The following is a 23101-nucleotide window of genomic DNA, read 5'->3' on the forward strand; positions in this document are numbered from 1 at the left end:
CACGGCCAGATGAGGCTATTGATGGGGGATAAAACGGGAAGAGGCCTCGCAAAACGAGGCCTCTGGGAAATGCTTAATCGCAGGAAACTTTCATCGCTAAACCGCCACGAGACGTTTCGCGGTATTTTGCGTTCATATCTTTGCCGGTTTCGTACATGGTTTCGATAACCTTATCGAGACACACGCGCGGCTCGCTGGTGCGACGCAGTGCCATACGCGCAGCGTTGACCGCCTTCACGGAAGCAATCGCGTTACGCTCAATGCACGGCACCTGAACCTGACCGGCAACCGGGTCACAGGTCAGACCGAGATTGTGTTCCATGCCGATTTCCGCCGCGATGCAGACCTGCGCCGGGCTTGCGCCCAGAAGCTCTGCCAGACCCGCTGCCGCCATAGAGCAGGCTACGCCGACTTCGCCCTGGCAACCGACTTCGGCGCCCGAGATAGAGGCGTTCATCTTGTACAGTGAGCCAATCGCGCTGGCAACCAGCATATAGCGCGCCAGCGAGTTAGCGTTCACTTCACGGATAAACTTGTCGTAGTAGGCCAGCACCGCCGGAACGATACCGCAGGCACCGTTGGTTGGTGCGGTGACAACGCGCCCGCCAGCGGCGTTCTCTTCGTTGACTGCCAGCGCGAACATGTTGATCCAGTCAACGACAGCCATTGGGTCGCTGTTCACTTTATCCTGGCTTACCAGCATACGGCGCAGCGCGGCGGCACGGCGTGGAACACGCAGCTTACCTGGCAATACGCCTTCGGTGGTGATGCCGTGTTCAATTCCGCCTTTCATCACCGCCCAAACATCAGCAAAGTGTTTTTCCAACTCTTCTTTGCTGTGCAGCGCCAGTTCGTTTTGCATCATCAGCCCGGACAGCGATAGACCGGTTTCTTTGCAATGACGCTGCAGGTCGGCGGCGTTGTTGTACGGGTAAGGGACCGCAACCGGGGCCTCAGTTTCCTGACCAAAGTGCTCTTCATCGACGATAAAACCACCGCCGATGGAATAATAGGTTTTGCTGTAAACCGCTTTGTCACCTGCTAGCGCGGTGATACGCATGCCGTTTTCGTGCAGAGAGAGGTTGTCGGTATGGAAATTCATACACTGATCAACCGGGAACTCTACTTCATGCTGGCCGTTAGCCAACAACAGTCGACCGTGGGTATTCACATCCTGGATAAATGCCGGGATGGAGTCGATATCGACGGTATCCGGCAGGTTTCCTGCCAGGCCCATAATGATGGCGATATCGGTGTGGTGACCTTTACCGGTCAGAGACAGTGAGCCGTAAACATCGACGACTACGCGAGTGATATCAGTGAGGATCCCACGCGCAATCAAGTCGTCCGTGAATTGTTTGCCTGCTTTCATTGGCCCGACGGTATGTGAGCTGGAAGGACCAATGCCGATTTTGAAAATATCGAATACGCTAATCATGAGGCGTCCATTGTGTAACGAGGTGCGCCGCCCGAAGGCGGCGCAGGGGATTAACTGAACAGAGAGTAGGAGATTGCGGAGATAGCGATAAGACCCATCAGAACAACGAAGACGTTGCTGATGTGACCGCTGTACTTACGCATTGCCGGTACTTTCTGAATGGCATACATCGGCATCAGGAACAGAATCATCGCGATGATTGGGCCGCCCAGGGTCTCAATCATACCGAGGATGCTTGGGTTCAGGGTTGCCACAATCCAGGTGGTAACCAGCATGAACAGCGCAGTGATTTTGTTCAGCTTGCTGATTTCGATGGTTTTGCCTTTGCCGCGCAGAGACTTGATAACCATCCCGTTAAAGCCTTCACGTGCGCCCAGGTAGTGGCCGAGGAAGGATTTGGTGATAGCGATAATCGCGATGATTGGTGCCATCCATGCGATAACCGGCGCGTTAAAGTGGTTTGCCAGGTAAGACAGGATAGAGATGTTCTGCTCTTTCGCCGCAGCCAGGTCCGCTGGGGACAGGCTCAGTACACAGCTGAAGACGAAGAACATGACGGTCAACACCATCATGATGTGAGCGCGAGCCAGAATGGAGGAGCATTTTTTCTCTGCGCCCTGGCCGTACTCTTCACGCTTAGCAACCGCGAAGGAAGAGATGATCGGTGAGTGGTTGAAGGAGAACACCATGACCGGGATTGCCAGCCACAGAGTCATCCACAGGCCTTTACCGGTAGATGCTGCGCTGCTGAAGGACAGCGTTTCCAGCGCCGCACCGCTCCACTGGGGAATCAGGTACAGAGCCAGCACCATCAGTGCGGCAACAAATGGGAATACCAGGATACTCATCGCTTTCACAATCATCTGCTCACCGAAGCGAACGATGGTCATCATACCGACGATCAGGATCAGCGACAGAAGCGCACGCGGTGGCGGCGTAATGTGCAGCTGATGAGCCAGGAAGCTCTCGACGGTGTTAGTGATGGCGACGCTGTATACCAACAGAATTGGGTAGATAGCGAAGAAGTAAAGCAGGGTAATCAGTTTACCTGCGCCAATGCCGAAGTGTTCTTCAACCACTTCAGTGATGTCTTCGCCAGGGTTTTTACCGGACAGCACGAAACGAGTCAGGCCGCGGTGGGCGAAGAAGGTCATTGGGAAAGCAAGGATTGCCATAATGATAAGCGGAATCATGCCGCCTACGCCGGCGTTAATCGGCAGGAACAGTACGCCCGCGCCGATTGCAGTGCCGTAAAGACCCAGCATCCACATTGTATCTGTTTTGCGCCATCCGCTAGCAGATTCTGCTGTGACGATAGTGCTGGTTTGAGTGTTTTCCATCTGTATCTCCTGGAGGAAGGAAAAATGCTAATTTTTTAGTCAAATAAAGTAAAAATAACGATAAACACAATATTAAATTTTATACGCGTCGGTTTTTTTATGATTTTTACCCAACGCCGTTTTTGGCGAGCGCAAATGTACATTTAACTGGTCAATCTATCAGTGATCATGATCGCAAATGTAATAATCCACTTTTGAAGTAGGTTATTGCAGGTCTTTACCCTGTGATTAGCTTTTATGCGAAAATTTATGGGCGCGAAGGCTAACATTGGCAGTATGAGTGGTAAATGGGGAAGGGAGTAAATACGATGTTTTTGCTGATAAAAATAGAGAAAGTGGCGTTTTTTAGCGCCCAATCATAACTATTGCTGATAATGTGCGGTCACCTCTATTACGCAAACGATTGGCTTGGGCTGTAGGAAAGCATTTATTTCGCGTCATTTGATGAAATCCCGGCGAAGAATATCGCCGGGGTGGGAGTGAAATACGCTAAGAGGGAGACTTAGGCGCAGATTTCATAGCAAGGAATGTAGGCAGAGCCAGGAAGTTTCATACGGTGCTGGGCCACAAAGCCCTGCAGAAGTTCGTCCATCCGGCGCATCATCTCTTTATCGCCGTGAATCTTATAGGGACCAAACTCTTCAATGGCACGAATCCCCACCTCTTTTACGTTACCGGCCACAATGCCTGAGAAGGCGCGGCGCAGATCGGCAGCCAGTACTTCAACCGGCTGGTCAGGATAGAGCTTCAGATTCGCCATGTTCTCGTGCGATGGTTCAAATGGCATCTGTAGGTCAGGCGCAATTCGAATCGACCAGTTGAAGCTGTATGCATCCCCGGTGTCGCGGCGGTTTTCTTTCACTAGCGGCATCGCTTTTTTCATCTGCCGCGCCACTTCCACTTCATCATCAATGATGATTTTGTAGTGACGTCGCGCGCCTTCACCCAGCGTATGCACCACAAATTCGTCCAGTACGCGGAAGTAGTCGGCGCTCTCTTTCGGCCCGGTGAGAATCAGCGGTAGAACCTGATCTTTGTTGGCCGGGTTCATCAAAATCCCCAGCAGATACAGCAGCTCTTCTGCCGTGCCCACGCCGCCTGGGAAGATAATGATACCGTGGGCAATACGGACAAACGCTTCCAGACGCTTCTCGATGTCTGGCATGATGATGAGCTCATTCACCAGTGGGTTAGGCGGCTCAGCGGCAATGATGGAGGGTTCGGTCATGCCGATAAAGCGGCCTTCTTTGTAGCGCTGCTGCGCGTGACCTACCGCGGCGCCTTTCATCGGAGCTTCCATCGCACCTGGGCCACAGCCCGTGCAGATATTCAGCTCGCGAAGACCCAGCTGATTACCGACGCGGCGAGCGTACAGGTATTCGTTTTCATTGATGGAGTGACCACCCCAGCAGACCACCATGCTTGGCGCTTCGCCGACATGCAGCGCGCGGGCGTTACGCAGGATGGAGAAGACGAGGTTAGTGATATGCGCTGAGCTTTCTAAATCGAGATTCGGAAAGCGGACGGTGTTATGAATTTGTCCGTAAACGAACAGAATATCGCGCAGTACTGCAAACAGGTTGGCCTGTAACGAGCGAATAATCCGCCCGTCGACGAAAGCGTCTTCCGGCGGGTTAATCAGTTCGAGTTTGACGCCACGTTCGCGACGCAGCACGTTGATATCAAAACTTTCAAAGCGGGATAGCAGCTCTTTGCTGTTATCGGTCAGGCTGCCTGAGTTCAGTACGGCCAGTGAACAATTACGGAACAATTGGTACAGGTCAGTGCTGGCCGTGCGCTTAAGCATGTCCACTTCCAGCTGTGACAACATATCCATCGAGCCTAGCGGGCTAATATGTGTAATCAAGGGAACTCCTTATGGGACGAAAATCGTCTTCCTTAGTGATTACAATAGCCTCGCAGGCCCGGTTACGACAACCTCATGCGCGGAACAATGTGCGCAGTATTGAGAAATTGTTCAGATTACTGGCGTACCAGACGACCAATTGCCGGGACAAAATCGGTATTCGAACGCCAAGGGTTAATATCCAGCCCACCGCGACGGGTATAACGCGCGTAGACGCTCAGGCTTTCCGGCGCGCAGAAACGCAGAATGTCGTTGAAAATACGCTCGACGCACTGTTCGTGGAATTCATTGTGGTGGCGGAAAGAGACCAAATAACGCAGCAGCTTTTCGCGGTCGATCTGCGGACCACGATACTGAATCTGTACGGAGCCCCAGTCCGGCTGGTGAGTGATCAGACAGTTGGACTTCAGCAGATGGCTGACCAGCGTCTCCTGCACCACTTTTTCTCCGGCTGCGCCTTCGAGATAGTCGGCATTGAACTGATAGCTCTCGATCTCAATATTCTGCTCGTCGATGCAGCTACCGTGGAAATGCGCAATCGGCTGGCCTTCAATCTCATCAAGACGATACAGCGCGACGGTCACTTTGCCCTGTGCGCAGGCGCTGAGATCGCGCTCCAGCGTTTCCTGAACAGCTTCCCAGTTGGCAAAACGGGTCTGGTTAAAGCTATTGAGATAAAGCTTAAAGCTTTTTGACTCGACCAGATTCACCGTTTCATGGCTCAACTCGACGTGACCCACGGCAACCTGCGGTAACCCTTTAGCGTTGAGCCAGGAGAGTTCGTACAGGGTCCAGATATCAGCGCCGTGGAAGGGCAGTGAATCGGCATGCAGGCCAAGCGGATCGCGATTTAAGCTGCGCGGCACGCCCTGAAGCAGGCTGGCATCGTAGGTATCGCGGTAATCTGTGGTTTTACCCAGCGTCAGGCCCGAGAGCGCCTGATGGTTCTCATAAGAAGACATGTTTCACCGTTATAAAGCAGGTACACTATTGTACCTAGTGTATCCTGGCTAACCTGAAGAGAGAAATTCGTGGATCAGCAGACTGCAGAAGCATTACATGCCTTTACCCAACGCTATTGCGATGCCTGGCAGCGCGACCACAATAGCCTGCCGCGAAGCGAAGAGCTTTATGGCATCCCATCGCCGTGTCAGGTGTCGACCACTGATGATGCCGTATTCTGGCAGCCACAGCCGTTTGACGGCGAGCAAAATGTAAATGGCGTTGAGCGTGCTATGGGTATCGTGGTACAACAACCCATTCACAGTTATTATACCACCCAGTATGCGGGTGATATGCAGGCGCTGTTTATGGGGGAAACCCTGACATTGCTGCAGGCATGGAGCCGCGACGATTTCCTCCGTGTGCAGGAGAACCTGATTGGTCACCTGGTCACGCAGAAGCGTTTGAAGCTTTCGCCGACTCTGTTTATTGCGACGCTGGACAGTGAACTGGATGTGATTTCCGTGTGTAACGTGACCGGTGAAGTGGTCAAAGAGACCCTCGGAACCCGTAACCGCCTGCCGCTAGCCTCCTCCCTTGCGAGTTTCCTGACTCAACTTAATCCACTTCTGTAAGACAGTTTGCCCGTCACTTTGTGAGAGATCTCTTACACGTACTGTAGGAGATCGCCAGAATGTAAGTAGGATACTCATCACGTTAAATTAACTATTTCTTTTTATATCAATTAGATGAGTTTTTATTCTGCTATTTTTTAATCGTGTAAGCCTTAAGGGTTTTCCTGTGAGGCACTTGTAAGACGGGGCGGAATAGCGGATTCTATCTACGTCGACAGGGAGTCGCACAGTGAAGTGAACATCAGGATGATGACACTTCATAGGACACACCGGGAAGGTGATACAAGGAAAGGCTTCAGGATGAAGCGCAGGATCACGCAGGAACGCGTTAAAGGACACCTCCAGGACGGAGAATGAGAGCCAGACAGGATATCTGGTGGATCAGGAAGATCGGGACACACTCAAGGATTGGGTGAAATCACATCGGGGTGGTGTGATGCAGGAAGCAGCCGTTTATGGACGAACAGGTCAGGAGACCATAGGAAAAGTTGTCACGGACGAGCAGGGAGCACCAAAAGTAGCTGGATTGCTGCGAAACGAACCGGGAGCACTGTTTATACAGTGCTCCCTTTTTTTTGTTTCTCGCCAACCAGAAGTGGTATTCTGCGCCCGATTTTGTTTCCTCTGAGGTTTCCATGACACGCCACGACAGCCTACGCGACCAACTCCTGCTAATTGAAACTCTGCTTCGTCAGCATCAGCATTGGCAAGAGACCGCCCCGCACGACAGCGCTTTCGCCAGCGATCAGCCTTTTTGCATGGATACGCTGGAGCCGCTTGAGTGGCTACAGTGGGTGTTGATCCCGCGTATGCATCAGCTACTGGATAGCGGCATGCCGCTACCAAAAGATTTCGCCATCGCACCCTACTATGAGATGGCTCTCGATACAGCCCATCCGCTGCGCGAGATTATCCTGCCACCGTTGAGCGAGCTGGACACTTTCTTCGCGGACGACGCGCGCTGATGCTGGAAATTATTTACCAGGATGAATGGCTGGTGGCGGTCAACAAGCCGTCCGGTTGGTTGGTTCATCGCAGCTGGCTCGATCGCGATGAAAAAGTGGTCGTGATGCAAACGGTGCGTGACCAAATTGGTCAGCACGTTTTTACCGCCCATCGTCTTGATCGGCCAACGTCAGGTGTCCTGTTGATGGGGCTTTCCAGCGAAGCGGGCCGCCGTTTGTCTCAGCAGTTTGAACAGCACCTGATTCAAAAGCGTTACCACGCGATTGTGCGTGGTTGGCTCACTGACGACGCGGTGCTCGACTATCCGCTGGTAGAAGAGCTGGATAAAATCGCCGATAAGTTCGCTCGCGAGAATAAAGAACCGCAGCCTGCGGTAACCCACTATCGCGGCCTGGCGACGGTGGAAATGCCGGTGGCGACCGGGCGTTATCCGACGACGCGTTATGGGTTGGTGGAACTGGATCCGAAAACGGGCCGTAAGCATCAGCTGCGCCGCCATATGTCCCATCTTCGCCACCCGATGATAGGCGACAGCAAGCACGGTGATTTACGTCAGAATCGCAGCGCGCTCGAGCATTTTGGCTGTAGTCGGCTGATGCTGCACGCCAGCCAGCTGTCGCTGACTCATCCGTTCACGGGTGAACCTCTAGTGATTCGAGCCGGGTTGGATGACGTCTGGATGCAGGCTTTATCACATTTCGGCTGGCGCGGACTTCTCCCTGAGAATGAAAGGGTTGAGTTTGTTGCCGACAGCGGTCAGGATGAAGCTATCCAGAAGTAAACAGGGAGTTAAATCATGGCAGAAGTCGGGATTTTTGTAGGTACCATGTACGGCAATTCGCTGCTGGTGGCGGAAGAAGCGGAAACCATTCTGACCGGTCTCGGCCACCAGGCAAAAGTCTTTGAAGATCCGATGGTGGGCGATTGGGAAAGTTACACCGGGAAATACGTTCTGGTCGTGACTTCCACAACCGGACAGGGCGATTTGCCTGACAGCATCGTACCGCTGTACAACGATCTTCAGGACATGTATCAGCCACATTTACGCTACGGCATTATTGCGCTGGGAGATAGCACCTACGCTAATTTTTGCGGTGGCGGTAAACGCTTTGATGCGCTGCTACAAGAACAAAGCGCTCAGCGCGTTGGCGACATGCTGATGATTGACGCTTCAGAAGACCCAGAGCCGGAAAGCGTTTCTAATCCGTGGGTTGAGCAGTGGGCGACATTGCTTAAATAGAGCACTCTCTTCTTTTTTCAACCGGTACAACAGGTTTGTACCGGTTGCTATTTGTTCGTTGGCCATACAAGTAAACAATAATCCCCTCCAATATTGTGCATATGCACGATGAGCGCTTATCTATTGCTTCTTATACTGCTTTTAGTCGACGAGTCGAGGCGCTGAGTCACTGTGCTTACGGCAGTCGTTACAGTTAACAAGGATTAAGCCATGACCATTTCCTCTTCAACGCCCATCGTGACATCTATGCAGGTGATCCCGGTTGCCGGGCGTGACAGCATGCTAATGAATCTGAGCGGGGCGCACGCGCCGTTTTTTACCCGCAATATTGTGATTATCAACGATAACGCGGGCCATACGGGCGTAGGTGAAATTCCGGGCGGTGAAAAGATTCGACTGACGCTGGAAGACGCCATTCCGCTGGTCGTGGGGAAAACCCTCGGCGAGTATAAAAACGTGTTGAATACCGTCCGCAGTACCTTCGCCGATCGCGATTCTAGCGGTCGTGGCCTGCAAACATTCGACCTGCGTACGACGATCCACGTGGTCACCGGTATTGAAGCTGCGATGCTCGATCTGTTAGGCCAGCATTTGGGCGTCAATGTGGCCTCGTTACTGGGCGACGGTCAGCAGCGTAACGAAGTGGAAATGCTCGGCTATTTGTTCTTTGTCGGCAACCGTCACGCGACGCCGCTGCCGTATCAGAGCCAGCCAGATGAGCGCTGCGACTGGTATCGTCTGCGCCATGACGAGGCGATGACGCCGGATGCGGTGGTACGCCTGGCGGAAGCAGCATATGAAAAATACGGCTTCAACGATTTTAAACTCAAGGGCGGGGTGCTGGCCGGTGAAGAAGAAGCCGAGTCTATAGTAGCACTGGCGAAACGCTTCCCGCAGGCGCGCGTCACCCTTGATCCAAACGGTGCGTGGTCGCTGGATGAAGCGATTAAAATCGGTAAATACCTGAAGGGGACGCTGGCCTACGCTGAAGATCCGTGCGGCGCTGAGCAAGGGTTCTCCGGGCGTGAGGTGATGGCAGAGTTCCGCCGCGCGACGGGCCTTCCGACCGCCACCAATATGATTGCCACCGACTGGCGTCAGATGGGCCATACCCTGGCCCTTCAGTCGGTGGATATCCCGCTTGCCGATCCGCATTTTTGGACTATGCAGGGCTCGGTTCGCGTGGCGCAGATGTGCCATGAGTTTGGCCTGACCTGGGGATCGCATTCCAACAACCACTTTGATATTTCGCTCGCGATGTTTACCCATGTTGCCGCCGCCGCTCCGGGTAAAATCACCGCTATCGATACCCATTGGATCTGGCAGGAGGGGAATCAGCGCCTAACTAAAGAGCCGTTTGAGATTAACGGCGGGATGGTTCAGGTGCCAAACAAACCGGGTCTGGGGGTAGAGCTGGATATGGATCAGGTTATGCAAGCCAATGAACTGTATAAAAAATACGGTCTTGGTGCGCGTGATGATGCGATGGGAATGCAGTACCTGATCCCAAACTGGACCTTTGATAACAAACGCCCGTGTATGGTGCGCTAAAATTAATGCCGGTTCCAACAGGAGCCGGCAGTGTTCTACACATGAGGGTGTGTAGAACACTGCTGCTAACCGCATAAGGACAGCCCATGAAAATTGTGATTGCCCCGGATTCTTACAAGGAAAGTCTGAGTGCACTTGATGTCGCAAGCGCCATTGAATCGGGCTTTCGGGAAATTTACCCCGACGCTGAATACGTAAAGATTCCGGTAGCTGACGGGGGCGAAGGTACCGTGGAAGCCATGGTCGCGGCGACACAAGGGCGCATTATTGACGTCGAGGCGACCGGGCCGCTGGGTGAGACGGTGGCGGCATTTTACGGTGTGTCGGGTGACGAGCAGTGCGCGTTTATTGAAATGGCGGCGGCAAGCGGCCTTGAACTCTTAACGGCTGCAAAGCGTAACCCACTGAAAACCACGTCATGGGGAACCGGTGAGTTGATTCGTCACGCCCTGGATCTGGGCGTAAAGCGGATCATCATCGGTTTAGGCGGCAGCGCCACCAATGACGGCGGTGCGGGGATGGTTCAGGCGCTAGGCGCGAAACTGCTGACGGCTGAAAATCAGCAAATTGCCTACGGTGGCGCTGGCCTGGCAACGCTGGCAAAGATTGATGTCAGTGGGCTGGATAGCCGTTTGGCACACTGTCAGATAGACGTGGCCTGCGATGTCACTAACCCGCTGACGGGTGACGACGGGGCTTCTGCGGTGTTTGGCCCGCAGAAAGGGGCAACACCGGAAATGGTGGTCCAACTGGATGATGCGCTGATGCATTTTGCTCAGCGGATGAAACAGGATTTAGCCATCGATGTACTGACACTGGAAGGTGGTGGTGCTGCCGGAGGGATGGGCGCCGCGCTGTATGCCTTCTGTGGCGCAAAGCTGCGGCCCGGTATCGATATCGTTACTGACGCGCTGCATTTAGAGGCGCTGGTGGCGGGTGCGGATCTGGTGATCACCGGCGAGGGACGGATGGATAGTCAGACCATTCACGGTAAAGTTCCTGTGGGCGTAGCGCGAGTGGCCAAACGTCATCATATTCCAGTTATTGGCATCGCTGGCAGTCTGACGGAGGATGTCGGCGTGGTGCATCAACACGGGGTGGATGCGGTATTTAGCGTTCTCTACCGCATTTGTTCGCTTGAAGATGCCTTAGCTCAGGCAGGTGATAATGTGCGGATGGCGGCGCGGAACATTGCGGCCGCGATCAAGATAGGGCAGACGCTGTAGAGTTTTTCCCGACAGCGTTGCCTAATGCCCACGGCAATACGAAACAGAATTTCGTAGGGGCGTTTTATTTGAGCCGGCCTAACTAGCGTCACCCGGCAACACTGCGCGCTGCCGGGTAGGTGCTATCCCAAAATCTTCCGGGTCTCCCGGGTGACATTGTCCATCTCATCCAGTAGTTCAAGCAACTCAGGTTCCAGATCTTCTGCCGGGGTGCCGCTGCGCAGCTGGCCTTCAATTAACTGGCACAAGTGCTTCAGCCGCGGCACACCGCTGTATCCGCAGCTTCCGTGGAGTTTGTGGATGGCATCGACCAGATTTTCCGGTTCCTCTCCCACCAGTTGCTCCTCCACTTTGTTGCGGATTTCCGGCAGGAAAGCAACCAGCATTTGCAGCATTTCACGCGCCAAATCCGGTTTGTAGGCGGCCTGACGTAACGCCAGCTGCCAGTCGAGCGTAGCGTTTAGATCAATCGGCGGCTCGATTGGTTCTTGTTGTAAAGGACGTGGTGGCGTATTGACGCCGGGCTTATAGCGCAACAGCAAATCATGCAGCCGATTTTCTTCAATCGGCTTCGCCAGATAATCGTTCATCCCGGCTGCGCGCAGCTTCTCTTTTTGCCCTGCGAGGGCGTGCGCGGTGACGGCAATCACCGGCGTCTGTTGCTGGTGCGGTAGTTGGCGAATGAGTTCACAGGCGCGGATGCCATCGATATCCGGCATCTGAATATCCATCAAAATGAGATCGAACTTCATCTGTTTGGCGCACTCAATTGCCTGCTGCCCGCTCTCGCACAGCTCAACGTGCTGGACCTGATCATCAAGTAGTGCGCCAATGAGTTTCAGGTTCGCGGGATTGTCATCAACCGCCATCACCGTCATTGGCAGACGATGTTCGGTGTTGGGCAGTTCAATCAAAGAGGGCGCGCTGCGGCTAAACTCCAGCAGCACGGGCAGTAAACGAGTGGCGGTCAGCGGTTTTAGCAGACAGGCCGCAGCGCCGTTTTTCTTCAGCGCTTCCGCGTCGACATGAGCATGGCACGGCAGTGCCAGCACCAGCAGTTCGGTCATGCCGAGGGCGATATTGAGTTTTTCCTGATGCATGCTGAGGTCGCGTACCGAGACCGGGACAGCAACCAGCAGGATGTCATAAAACTCTACCGGTAAGGCGGCAATGCTGACCGCATAGACCACTTCCAGCGGTGTGGAGGCTAGCATGTCCAGCGTGGCCTGAGCCGCCGCCGCGTTGGCTTCCACGTAGGCGATGCGTTTTCCTTTTAGGCTGCTGGTATCAGGGCCATCGGACACCACGTTAGGGTTCAGATCGAGATTAATGTTAAACCAGAAGGTCGAGCCCCGGTTTGGCTGGCTGTGGAAGGAGATATCGCCGCCCATTTCGCGCACCAGTTTTTGGGTGATAACCAGCCCCAGCCCGGTACCGCCGTGACGGCGAGAAATACTGGCATCGGCCTGACGAAATGCCTGGAACAGACGCGATTGATCGCGTTCCGGGATACCGATGCCGGTGTCGCGGATTTGCACTTCAATCTGCACTTTGTTGTTACTGATGGCACGCTGTTCAACCAGCACATCGATGTTGCCATTCTCGGTAAATTTGATGGCATTACCGACCAGATTAGTGATGACCTGCTGTAAGCGGAGCGGGTCGCCAATGACGTTATCCGGCACATCGTTTTTAATGCTGAGCGTTAATTCCAGTCCTTTATCGTGGGCGGAATGGGCGAGTAGCGTGACCACTTCATCAAGCGAATTGCGCAGTGGGAACGGAATACTTTCCAAAAGCAGTTTGCCGGCTTCGAGCTTTGAGAAATCGAGAACGTCATTGATGATGGCCAGCAAATTGTTTGCCGAGCGTTCGATGGTGCTCAGATGGTCACGTTGCGTCGGATTCAGCTCGGTTTTTAGCGTCAGACGGGTAAAGCCAATCACACCGTTAAGCGGCGTGCGCAGCTCATGCGACATGTTGGCAAGGAATTCAGACTTGATACGCGCCGCTTCCTGGGCGCGCTTTTTAGCCAGATCCAGCTCGACGTTCTGGATCTCCATCTGCTCCAGCGTTTCGCGCAGATCCGACGTTGCCTGATCGACGTTGTGCTGCATCTCTTCGTGGTAGGCGGCAAGCGACATCGCCATCGAGTTAATGCCGTTTTTCAGCATATCCAGCTCGCCGAGCATGAAGCCTTCAACGCGGCTATCGAGCTGCCCACGGCGAATACGGTCAACGGTGTTGACCATGTTGCGTATCGGCCCGGTGACGTCCCGCATCAGTCGCCAGCCGAAGATCAGTGCAATACCAATACAAAACAGCATCATCACGCTGGAAATAAAGATCTCTTTGTATTGCTGAAGACGTACTGATTTGAGATCCAGCTCAAGCGCGACGTAGCCCAGCATATTGACTGGCGTTTTAGCATCTGACTGAGGTGATTCATCCGGCGAATAGTGTTCCGAAATAATTGGCGTGCGCAGAATCATGATATCGCCATGACGCGTCACGCTCAGCCTCCGGGGGAACGGCATGCCGCGCGGCAGCTGTAAATCGCCAGGGTCCAACTGATAGTTGGAGGTCACGAACAGTTTATTGTGTTCATCGTAGACGGAAATCGCGCGCACGATATCGGAGTGCCGGCGGTGAAGTACGCTAATCAACTGACCGATCGATTCACGGTTTTGTAAATTCATACCGTATTCGCTGGAGACGGCAAGCGGCTCAATAATGCTGGCGCCGGCGTCTTCCAGTTGACGCTGCAGGTCGTTATAGCGGTGTACGACGAAGAAGATGCTGAGCAGTAAACCGATTAATACGGTTGGTGCCAGGATCAAAATCATCATTCTTGCACGAAGGCTGTAGTTGGTCATGGAGGTCCGTTGTGGGAGAATCAGTGCAATATTTTTGATTGAGAAAAATCTCTACGATGGCGCAATTCTACTCTGCAAAACGGCGCGTGACGACGCGCCAGATCATAACCGTGACAGTCAACGATCTTGATCCCTTCGGGCAAGGAGTGGCGCGCCACAACGGTAAAGCATTATTCATCAACGGGTTACTTCCTGAGGAAAGTGCAGAAATCACCATCACGGAAGATAAAAAACAGTACGCACGCGGGCAGGTTAAACGTCGTCTGAGCAGCAGTTCTGAACGCGAAACCCCGCGTTGCCCACATTTTGGTGTGTGCGGCGGCTGCCAGCAGCAGCATGCGTCGGTTGCACTACAACAGCGCAGCAAGCGTGCGGCACTGAATCGTTTAATGAAACATGACGTCGACGCCGTCATTGCTGGAGAGCCTTGGGGCTACCGTCGTCGCGCGCGGTTAAGCTTGAATTATCAGCCAAAGACCCAACAATTGCAGATGGGGTTTCGCAAGGCTAATTCAAATGAAATCATCGAAGTGGTGCAGTGCCCCGTTTTGGTGCCCAGCCTTGAGGCGCTATTGCCTGCGGTACGCGAATGTTTGAGCGGGTTGAAGGGTAAGCGTCAGTTAGGGCACGTGGAGTTAGTCAGTGCTGACAACGGCCCGCTGATGGTGCTGAGGCACACGGCGGCATTAACTGCGGAAGATAAAGAAAAACTGGAACGCTTTTCGCATTCTTCGGGCGTTGCGCTTTATCTGGCGCCGGAAAGCGAGATACTTGAACGCGTTACGGGTGAATCCCCCTGGTATTCCTCAGACGGGCTACGCTTAACCTTCAGCCCACGCGATTTTATTCAGGTCAATGACGGCGTCAATCAGCAGATGGTGGCTACCGCTCTGGCATGGCTGGATATTCAGCCGACCGATCGGGTGCTGGATCTATTCTGCGGCATGGGTAATTTCACGCTGCCGTTAGCGAAGCAGGCGGCGAGCGTTGTCGGAGTGGAAGGCGTACCAGCGCTGGTTGCAAAAGGCCGCGAGAATGCAGCGCAGAACCTCCTGCAGAATGTCACCTTCTTCCACGAGAATCTGGAAGATGACGTCACGCTACAGGCGTGGGCTAAGCACGGCTTTGACAAAGTTTTACTCGATCCTGCCCGTGCTGGCGCACCGGGCGTGATGCAGCATGTTATAAAATTAGCGCCGACGCGGGTGGTCTATGTCTCTTGTAATCCGGCAACGCTGGCGCGCGATAGCGAGGCATTGCTGAGTGCAGGTTACCAAATTCAGCGTCTGGCAATGCTTGATATGTTCCCGCACACTGGGCACCTGGAATCGATGGTGTTGTTTGAGCGTAAGTTATAACTTGGCTTGCCGACTTCGGCAGGCCTGTCCCTGAAAGGAGAGGACAATGGTTGCGGTAAGAAGTGCACATTTAAACAAAGCTGGGGAATTTGACCCGCAGAAATGGATCACTAGTCTGGGAATTTCCAGCCAGCAGTCGTGTGAGCGCTTAGCCGAAACCTGGGATTATTGTCGTCGCCAAACCGTGGGGCGCTCCGACGCCGAGCTGATGCTGTGGCGCGGTGTAGAAATGGTCGAAATCCTCTCTACGCTGAGCATGGATAACGACACGCTGCGCGCGGCGCTGCTGTTTCCGTTAGTTGATGCTAACGTGGTGAGCGAAGAGGTGCTGAGTGAAAGCGCTGGGCAGTCGGTGGTGGCACTGATTCACGGCGTTCGCGATATGGCGGCCATCCGTCAACTGAAAGCCACGCATACCGATGCCGTCTCTTCTGAACAGGTCGATAACGTCCGCCGGATGCTGCTGGCGATGGTCGATGATTTCCGCTGCGTTGTTATCAAGCTTGCCGAGCGTATTGCCCATCTGCGCGAAGTGAAAGATGCGCCGGAAGATGAGCGCGTGCTGGCGGCAAAAGAGTGCACCAACATCTATGCGCCGCTCGCCAACCGCTTGGGTATCGGTCAGCTAAAATGGGAGCTGGAAGATTACTGTTTCCGCTACCTGCACCCTGCAGAATACAAACGTATCGCCAAACTGCTGCACGAACGCCGTATCGACCGCGAATCGTACATCAATGATTTTGTCGGCCACCTGCGCAGTGAAATGAAAACGGAAGGGGTCAAAGCCGAAGTTTACGGTCGCCCAAAACATATCTACAGCATCTGGCGCAAAATGCAGAAAAAACACCTCGCCTTTGACGAGCTGTTTGATGTGCGCGCGGTGCGTATCGTGGCTGAGCGTCTGCAGGACTGCTATGCCGCGTTGGGGATAGTGCACACTCACTATCGCCACCTGCCGGATGAGTTCGATGACTACGTCGCGAACCCGAAACCCAATGGCTATCAGTCCATCCATACCGTGGTGCTGGGGCCGAATGGTAAAACCATAGAAATCCAGATTCGTACTAAACAGATGCATGAAGATGCCGAGCTGGGCGTTGCTGCGCACTGGAAGTACAAAGAAGGCACCGCAACGGGTCTGCGTTCTGGCTACGAAGACCGTATTGCCTGGCTGCGTAAGCTGATTGCGTGGCAGGAAGAGATGGCAGATTCTGGCGAAATGCTGGATGAAGTCCGCAGCCAGGTCTTTGACGACCGGGTGTATGTGTTTACGCCAAAAGGCGATGTGGTGGACCTGCCGGCGGGCTCCACGCCGCTCGACTTTGCTTATCACATTCACAGCGATGTCGGGCACCGCTGTATCGGGGCGAAGATTGGCGGCCGTATCGTGCCGTTCACCTATCAGTTGCAGATGGGCGACCAGATTGAAATTATCACCCAGAAACAACCTAACCCAAGTCGTGATTGGTTGAACCCGAACCTTGGCTATGTGACAACCAGCCGCGGGCGCTCGAAAATCCACGCCTGGTTCCGCAAGCAGGACAAAGACAAGAACGTGCTGGCAGGGCGTCAAATCCTCGATGACGAGTTAGAACATCTGGGTATCAGCCTCAAAGAGGCTGAAAAACACCTGCTGCCACGCTATAACTTCAATGAAGTCGAAGAGCTACTGGCTGCCATCGGCGGCGGCGATATTCGTCTCAACCAGATGGTTAACTTCCTGCAGGCACAGTTTAATAAGCCAAGCGCCGCCGAACAGGATGCCGCAGCGCTGAAACAGCTACAGCAGAAAAGCTATACGCCGCAGAACAACCGTAGCAAAGACAATGGCCGCGTTGTGGTAGAAGGGGTAGGTAACCTGATGCACCACATTGCACGCTGCTGCCAGCCTATTCCGGGCGACGAAATTGTTGGGTTTATCACCCAGGGGCGCGGTATTTCCGTGCACCGTGCGGACTGTGACCAATTGGCAGAACTGCAATCGCATGCGCCGGAGCGCATCGTTGATGCAGTTTGGGGCGAAAGCTACTCGGCGGGTTATTCGCTGGTGGTTCGCGTTCAGGCGAACGATCGCAGCGGATTATTGCGTGATATCACCACTATTCTCGCCAACGAGAAGGTAAACGTGCTGGGCGTGGCCAGCCGCAGCGATACCAAGCAGCAGATGGCGACTATCGATATGACTATCGAAATTTACAATCTGCAGGTGCTGGGCCGCGTGCTCGGCAAGCTCAATCAGGTGCCTGACGTGATTGATGCCCGTCGTTTGCACGGCGGTTAATTCCTCCCTTCACCCTCTCCCTGCCGGGAGAGGGTAAACACACTTATTTTGCAAGGATTCACCATGAACCAAATCGACCGACTGCTCGGAATTATGCAGCGCCTGCGTAACCCGGAAAACGGCTGTCCGTGGGACAAAGAGCAGACGTTCAGTTCTATCGCGCCATACACATTAGAAGAAACCTACGAAGTGCTGGATGCGATTGCGCGCGAAGACTTTGACGATCTACGCGGTGAACTGGGCGACCTGTTATTCCAGGTGGTGTTTTACGCGCAGATGGCACAGGAAGAAGGGCGTTTTAATTTTAACGATATTTGCGCCGCCATTAGCGACAAGCTGGAACGTCGCCACCCACATATCTTTAGCGATGCCAGCGCCAGTAACAGCCAGGAAGTGCTTACCCGCTGGGAGCAAATTAAAACCGCTGAGCGTGCTGAAAAGGCACAGCATTCGGCGTTGGATGACATCCCGCGCGCTTTCCCGGCGCTGATGCGGGCGCACAAAATTCAGCAGCGCTGCTCGGCGGTGGGTTTTGACTGGAAGACGTTGGGGCCGGTTGTCGACAAAGTGTACGAAGAAATTGATGAAGTCATGGATGAAGCCAGGCAGGCCGTGGTGGATGAAGCTAAACTGGAGGAGGAAGTTGGTGATTTGCTGTTCGCGACGGTTAATTTATCTCGTCATTTAGGGGTAAAAGCCGAGACCGCATTACAAAAAGCCAATGAAAAGTTTGAGCGCCGCTTCCGCGAGGTTGAACGTATTGTCGCCGCTCGTGGCCTGGAAATGACCGGTGTGGATCTGGATGTCATGGAAGAAGTTTGGCAGCAGGTAAAACGGCAGGAATATGATCTCTAAAGAATTTTTGTGTGTAAGGGCGAAAAGTGCGAAATCTTAAATGACAAGCGCTTGATTTGCGTCAAAAACATTTACCCAAAAGGGGCTATTTTCTCACTCCCCATGTTTGTTTCTGCGGCGATTGAGGAGCGAGAATGAAAGTTTGTGGCGCTCGCCATGTTCGGGTATACTACTTTCCCGTCTTGGTTATTCCATCGTTTCACCCTAACTTCTCAGGTCCAGCATGACAACGAACTATATTTTTGTGACCGGCGGGGTCGTATCCTCTCTGGGTAAAGGCATTGCCGCAGCATCCCTGGCAGCCATTCTTGAAGCCCGTGGCCTTAACGTCACCATGATGAAACTGGATCCGTATATCAACGTCGATCCTGGCACCATGAGCCCGATCCAACACGGGGAAGTGTTCGTTACTGAAGACGGCGCTGAAACCGACCTGGACCTGGGTCACTATGAGCGCTTCATCCGCACTAAAATGACTCGCCGCAATAACTTCACTACCGGTCGTATTTACTCAGAAGTCCTGCGCAAAGAGCGCCGTGGCGACTACCTGGGTGCAACCGTGCAGGTTATTCCACACATCACCAACGCGATCAAAGAGCGCGTGCTGGCGGGTGGCGAAGGTCACGACGTAGTGCTGGTTGAAATCGGCGGTACCGTTGGTGATATCGAATCCTTACCGTTCCTTGAAGCGATTCGCCAACTGGCGGTAGATATTGGTCGTGAACACGCGCTGTTCATGCATCTGACCCTGGTTCCTTATCTGGCGGCAGCGGGTGAAGTTAAAACCAAACCGACTCAGCACTCTGTAAAAGAACTGCTGTCTATCGGTATTCAGCCTGACATTCTGGTGTGCCGTTCCGATCGTGCGATTCCGGCTAACGAACGTGCAAAAATTGCATTGTTCTGTAACGTGCCAGAAAAAGCCGTTATTTCGATGAAAGATGTCGATTCCATTTATAAAATTCCAGGCCTGTTGAAATCTCAGGGCCTTGACGATTATATTTGTAAACGATTCAGCTTGAACTGCCCGGAAGCTAACCTGGCCGAATGGGAACAGGTTATCTACGAAGAAGCTAACCCGGCAGGTGAAGTCACGATTGGTATGGTTGGCAAGTATATTGAGCTGCCAGATGCCTACAAGTCAGTGATTGAAGCGCTGAAACACGGTGGTTTGAAAAACCGCGTGACCGTTAACATCAAGCTGATTGACTCGCAGGATGTGGAAACGCGTGGTGTCGAAATTCTGAAAGATTTGGATGCTATCCTGATCCCTGGTGGCTTCGGCTACCGTGGTGTTGAAGGTAAAATCGCTACCGCACGCTATGCGCGTGAAAACAAAATTCCTTACCTGGGTATTTGCTTGGGTATGCAGGTTGCGCTGATTGAGTTCGCGCGCAACGTTGCGGGGATGGACAACGCCAACTCTACGGAATTTGTGCCAGACTGTAAGTACCCGGTCGTGGCGCTCATTACTGAATGGCGTGATGAAGAAGGCAATGTCGAAGTTCGTTCTGATGAAAGCGACCTCGGTGGCACAATGCGCCTTGGCGCACAACAGTGCCAGCTTGGCGATGACAGCCTGGTACGCCAGCTGTACGGCGAACCAACCATTGTTGAACGTCACCGTCACCGCTATGAAGTCAACAACATGTTGTTGAAACCTATTGAAGCTGCAGGTCTGCGCGTTGCGGGCCGTTCCGGTGATGATCAGTTGGTCGAGATCATCGAAGTTCCGAATCACCCGTGGTTCGTTGCTTGTCAGTTCCATCCGGAGTTTACTTCCACGCCGCGTGATGGACACCCGCTGTTTGCAGGCTTTGTGAAAGCCGCAGGCGAGTACCAGAAGCGTCAAGCGAAGTAAGAAAAGTTAGAACGGCAGCGCCCCACGAGGGGCGTTGTTTGTCTGGAGTTTTAGTTTAACTTGTACTGAGGAAAACCTAATGTCCAAAATCGTTAAAATCATCGGTCGTGAAATCATCGACTCCCGTGGTAACCCGACTGTTGAAGCAGAAGTTCACCTGGAAGGTGGTTTCGTCGGTATGGCAGCAGCCCCATCAGGTGCTTCTACTGGTTCCCGTGAAGCACTGGAACTGCGCGATGGTGACAAATCCCGTTTCATGGGTAAAGGCGTACTGAAAGCAGTTGGCGCAGTAAATGGCCCAATCGCTCAGGCTCTGCTGGGTAAAGATGCTAAAGATCAGGCTGGCATCGACAAGATCATGATCGATCTGGACGGTACTGAAAATAAATCCAACTTCGGTGCTAACGCCATTCTGGCTGTGTCCCTGGCTAACGCCAAAGCAGCAGCTGCTGCCAAAGGCCTGCCACTGTATGCGCACATTGCTGAACTGAACGGCACTCCAGGCAAATACTCCATGCCGGTTCCGATGATGAACATCATCAACGGTGGTGAGCACGCTGACAACAACGTCGACATCCAGGAATTTATGATTCAGCCAGTTGGCGCTAAATCCCTGAAAGAAGCCGTACGTATGGGTTCCGAAGTGTTCCACAACCTGGCTAAAGTTCTGAAAGCTAAAGGTATGAACACTGCAGTTGGTGACGAAGGTGGCTACGCGCCAAACCTGGGTTCTAACGCTGAAGCTCTGGCTGTTATCGCTGAAGCTGTTAAAGCTGCTGGCTACACCCTGGGCACCGACATCACTCTGGCGATGGACTGTGCAGCATCTGAATTCTACAAAGACGGTAAATACGTTCTGGCTGGTGAAGGCAACAAAGCATTCACCTCCGAAGAATTCACTCACTTCCTGGAAGACCTGACCAAACAGTACCCAATCGTCTCCATCGAAGATGGCCTGGACGAATCTGACTGGGATGGTTTCGCATACCAGACCAAAGTACTGGGCGACAAAATCCAGCTGGTTGGTGACGATCTGTTCGTAACCAACACCAAGATCCTGAAAGAAGGCATCGAAAAAGGCATCGTTAACTCCATCCTGATCAAATTCAACCAGATCGGTTCCCTGACCGAAACTCTGGCTGCGATCAAAATGGCGAAAGACGCTGGCTACACCGCTGTCATCTCTCACCGTTCTGGCGAAACTGAAGACGCTACCATTGCTGACCTGGCTGTTGGTACCGCTGCAGGCCAGATCAAAACTGGTTCTATGAGCCGTTCTGACCGTGTTGCTAAATACAACCAGCTGATTCGTATCGAAGAAGCTCTGGGTGAACACGCGCCATACAACGGTCGTAAAGAGATCAAAGGCCAGGCATAAGCCTAAGCTTTCTTTGATTTGAAAATGCCAGCCCTTGGGCTGGCATTTTTTTTATTTAAAATCGACAGCCATCTGCTGAGGGATCGACAGTCCGCGAGTGGTCTGCACGCAGCGCCCAATATAGTCGGTAAAGCGGGGCGGTTTCGGCATTCCCATGCTCAGCAGCTTATCATTGCTGAAGCGGACGTTGAGAGTGGCAAAAGCCCCGTACAGACGCATGGCTTTGAGCATCAGGCGTTCATTGCAGGGGCCGAAAATGGTTTTTAACTCACGACGCATCTTCACCAGCGTTTCATAACCCACCTGCGCATATTTATCACCAACCGGCGCTTGCTCTAGTGCAGCTGCCATGGCGTTATCAATATCGCCAAATCTGACGCTGTTTTCTTCTCCGGCCGAAATATGGACGACTTCTCCCTGAGCCATTGGTGCGTTAAGTAGCATGAGCAGCGCGCTGGCACAGTAATCCACCGGAATAACATCGATTCGGTCTTCCATGGAACACATAAATTTTTGCAGCATCAGCCCCATGCTGAACACCCAAAAAATACTGCTGGAAGGCTGGCAGCCGTGATGGGTGTGTCCGACCACAATAGAAGGGCGGGCAATCACCAACGGGAGTGATGGGCAGCGCTCTCGCATCAGTTGCTCAATGGTCGATTTGGAATGGGTGTATTCAACCAGATGCTCTGCGCGTTCACGTAGTTCTGCGTTTTCCGCTACCAGAGTATCTGGCTGCGGTGAGCATGACATGGCGGTCCCGACATGTAAAAAACGCTGAAGCCCCTTAACCTGCGACATACGTTGAGCAAACAGCAGTGTGCCTTCCACATTCACTTTCCAGATGAGTGGATTATTACCAAATGAGGCGACCGCCGCGCAATTCAGCACATGGGTGGTCTGCTCTAGCCGCGGGTCGTCAAGAAAGCCTTCAGGCGCGGCCAGGTCACCGAGCAGGATATTCTCCACGCTTAATTGTGCCAATTCACGTTCACTGACGTTGAATTTCCGCATGTTTTCCCTAACTCGCTCCAGGCCCGCCTCCACGTCCTGCGCACGCACTAATAGCAGTAGGGTAAAGTGCTGCTGGCTGTTAAAGATAGCTTCCAGCGCCGCTCCGCCCAGAAAACCGGTAACGCCTGTGATTAATAATGTGTTCATGAGTATTTTCTCATCATGGTTGGTTTTTCGGATTCTAGGATGAGAAAAGTAAACGGCGATTAAATAACTAGTAGCGGGGTGAAAGGGCATCTTAAGACAATTTTAAGGTTCGGTGATTATATGGAT

General features: G+C 53.2%; 18 protein-coding genes. 12 read left to right on the forward strand and 6 right to left on the reverse strand.

Annotated elements, in window-relative coordinates; genetic code table 11:
* Positions 1–73 precede the first annotated feature (73 nt).
* The 4 genes from KP80_RS03070 to queF form a co-directional block, all read right to left on the reverse strand.
* On the reverse strand, positions 74–1438 hold the full coding sequence (locus KP80_RS03070) for an L-serine ammonia-lyase (protein ID WP_052282113.1): 1365 nt from the start codon (positions 1436–1438) through the stop codon (positions 74–76).
* A 50-nt stretch (positions 1439–1488) separates the two neighbouring features.
* A complete protein-coding gene (locus tag KP80_RS03075; protein ID WP_052282114.1) occupies positions 1489–2778 on the reverse strand; it encodes an HAAAP family serine/threonine permease in 1290 nt (429 codons plus the stop codon).
* A gap of 502 nt (positions 2779–3280) precedes the next feature.
* Complete coding sequence (ppnN, locus tag KP80_RS03080; RefSeq protein WP_052282115.1) at positions 3281–4645, reverse strand: nucleotide 5'-monophosphate nucleosidase PpnN; 1365 nt, start codon at positions 4643–4645, stop codon at positions 3281–3283.
* Between the two features lie 116 nt (positions 4646–4761).
* Positions 4762–5607 (reverse strand): NADPH-dependent 7-cyano-7-deazaguanine reductase QueF, encoded by an 846-nt coding sequence (gene queF / locus KP80_RS03085; RefSeq protein WP_052282116.1) that lies wholly within the window; start codon positions 5605–5607, stop codon positions 4762–4764.
* Between the two features lie 69 nt (positions 5608–5676).
* On the opposite strand from queF, the gene syd reads away from it, so the two are divergent.
* The 7 genes from syd (at position 5677) to KP80_RS03120 (ending at position 11205) form a co-directional block, all read left to right on the forward strand.
* Positions 5677–6222 (forward strand): SecY-interacting protein, encoded by a 546-nt coding sequence (syd, locus tag KP80_RS03090; protein WP_052282117.1) that lies wholly within the window; start codon positions 5677–5679, stop codon positions 6220–6222.
* A 376-nt stretch (positions 6223–6598) separates the two neighbouring features.
* Complete coding sequence (locus KP80_RS23215; protein ID WP_052282118.1) at positions 6599–6850, forward strand: hypothetical protein; 252 nt, start codon at positions 6599–6601, stop codon at positions 6848–6850.
* Positions 6851–6857: 7 nt separating this feature from the next.
* Complete coding sequence (locus KP80_RS03100) at positions 6858–7187, forward strand: YqcC family protein (protein WP_052282119.1); 330 nt, start codon at positions 6858–6860, stop codon at positions 7185–7187.
* Positions 7187–7969 carry a tRNA pseudouridine(65) synthase TruC gene (gene truC, locus KP80_RS03105; protein ID WP_052282120.1) on the forward strand — a complete coding sequence of 261 codons (783 nt, stop codon included), beginning with the start codon at positions 7187–7189 and terminating at the stop codon, positions 7967–7969. Before KP80_RS03100 ends, truC begins: the two co-directional genes overlap by 1 nt.
* 15 nt (positions 7970–7984) lie before the next feature.
* Entirely contained in the window at positions 7985–8428 is a 444-nt protein-coding gene (locus tag KP80_RS03110; RefSeq protein ID WP_052282121.1) for a flavodoxin, read from the forward strand.
* A gap of 210 nt (positions 8429–8638) precedes the next feature.
* The gene (gene gudD, locus KP80_RS03115) at positions 8639–9979 is read left to right on the forward strand and encodes a glucarate dehydratase (protein ID WP_052282122.1); all 1341 of its coding nucleotides are present in this window, start codon (positions 8639–8641) and stop codon (positions 9977–9979) included.
* An 86-nt stretch (positions 9980–10065) separates the two neighbouring features.
* Positions 10066–11205, forward strand: a complete 1140-nt coding sequence (locus tag KP80_RS03120; protein ID WP_052282123.1) for a glycerate kinase — start codon at positions 10066–10068, stop codon at positions 11203–11205.
* Positions 11206–11327: 122 nt separating this feature from the next.
* Here KP80_RS03120 and barA read toward each other — a convergent pair whose 3' ends face one another.
* Positions 11328–14081: a two-component sensor histidine kinase BarA gene (gene barA, locus KP80_RS03125; protein WP_052282124.1), complete on the reverse strand. Its 2754-nt coding sequence runs from the start codon at positions 14079–14081 to the stop codon at positions 11328–11330.
* Between the two features lie 56 nt (positions 14082–14137).
* On the opposite strand from barA, the gene rlmD reads away from it, so the two are divergent.
* The 5 genes from rlmD to eno all read left to right on the forward strand — a co-directional run bounded on the left by rlmD (position 14138) and on the right by eno (position 21814).
* The gene (gene rlmD / locus KP80_RS03130) at positions 14138–15439 is read left to right on the forward strand and encodes a 23S rRNA (uracil(1939)-C(5))-methyltransferase RlmD (protein WP_052282125.1); all 1302 of its coding nucleotides are present in this window, start codon (positions 14138–14140) and stop codon (positions 15437–15439) included.
* 46 nt (positions 15440–15485) lie between these two features.
* Positions 15486–17720 carry a GTP diphosphokinase gene (gene relA / locus KP80_RS03135; RefSeq protein WP_052282126.1) on the forward strand — a complete coding sequence of 745 codons (2235 nt, stop codon included), beginning with the start codon at positions 15486–15488 and terminating at the stop codon, positions 17718–17720.
* 63 nt (positions 17721–17783) lie between these two features.
* Positions 17784–18575 carry a nucleoside triphosphate pyrophosphohydrolase gene (gene mazG / locus KP80_RS03140; protein WP_052282127.1) on the forward strand — a complete coding sequence of 264 codons (792 nt, stop codon included), beginning with the start codon at positions 17784–17786 and terminating at the stop codon, positions 18573–18575.
* 223 nt (positions 18576–18798) lie between these two features.
* Positions 18799–20436 carry a glutamine hydrolyzing CTP synthase gene (gene pyrG, locus KP80_RS03145; protein ID WP_052282128.1) on the forward strand — a complete coding sequence of 546 codons (1638 nt, stop codon included), beginning with the start codon at positions 18799–18801 and terminating at the stop codon, positions 20434–20436.
* 79 nt (positions 20437–20515) lie between these two features.
* The gene (gene eno / locus KP80_RS03150) at positions 20516–21814 is read left to right on the forward strand and encodes a phosphopyruvate hydratase (RefSeq protein WP_052282129.1); all 1299 of its coding nucleotides are present in this window, start codon (positions 20516–20518) and stop codon (positions 21812–21814) included.
* Positions 21815–21865: 51 nt separating this feature from the next.
* On the opposite strand, the gene KP80_RS03155 is transcribed toward eno, so the two are convergent.
* Positions 21866–22975, reverse strand: a complete 1110-nt coding sequence (locus KP80_RS03155; RefSeq protein ID WP_052282130.1) for an SDR family oxidoreductase — start codon at positions 22973–22975, stop codon at positions 21866–21868.
* Between the last annotated feature and the right edge of the window lie 126 nt (positions 22976–23101).

The sequence above is a fragment of the Kluyvera genomosp. 1 genome (assembly GCF_001266615.1).
In the GTDB taxonomy this organism is placed as follows: Bacteria; Pseudomonadota; Gammaproteobacteria; order Enterobacterales; family Enterobacteriaceae; genus Kluyvera; species Kluyvera cryocrescens_A.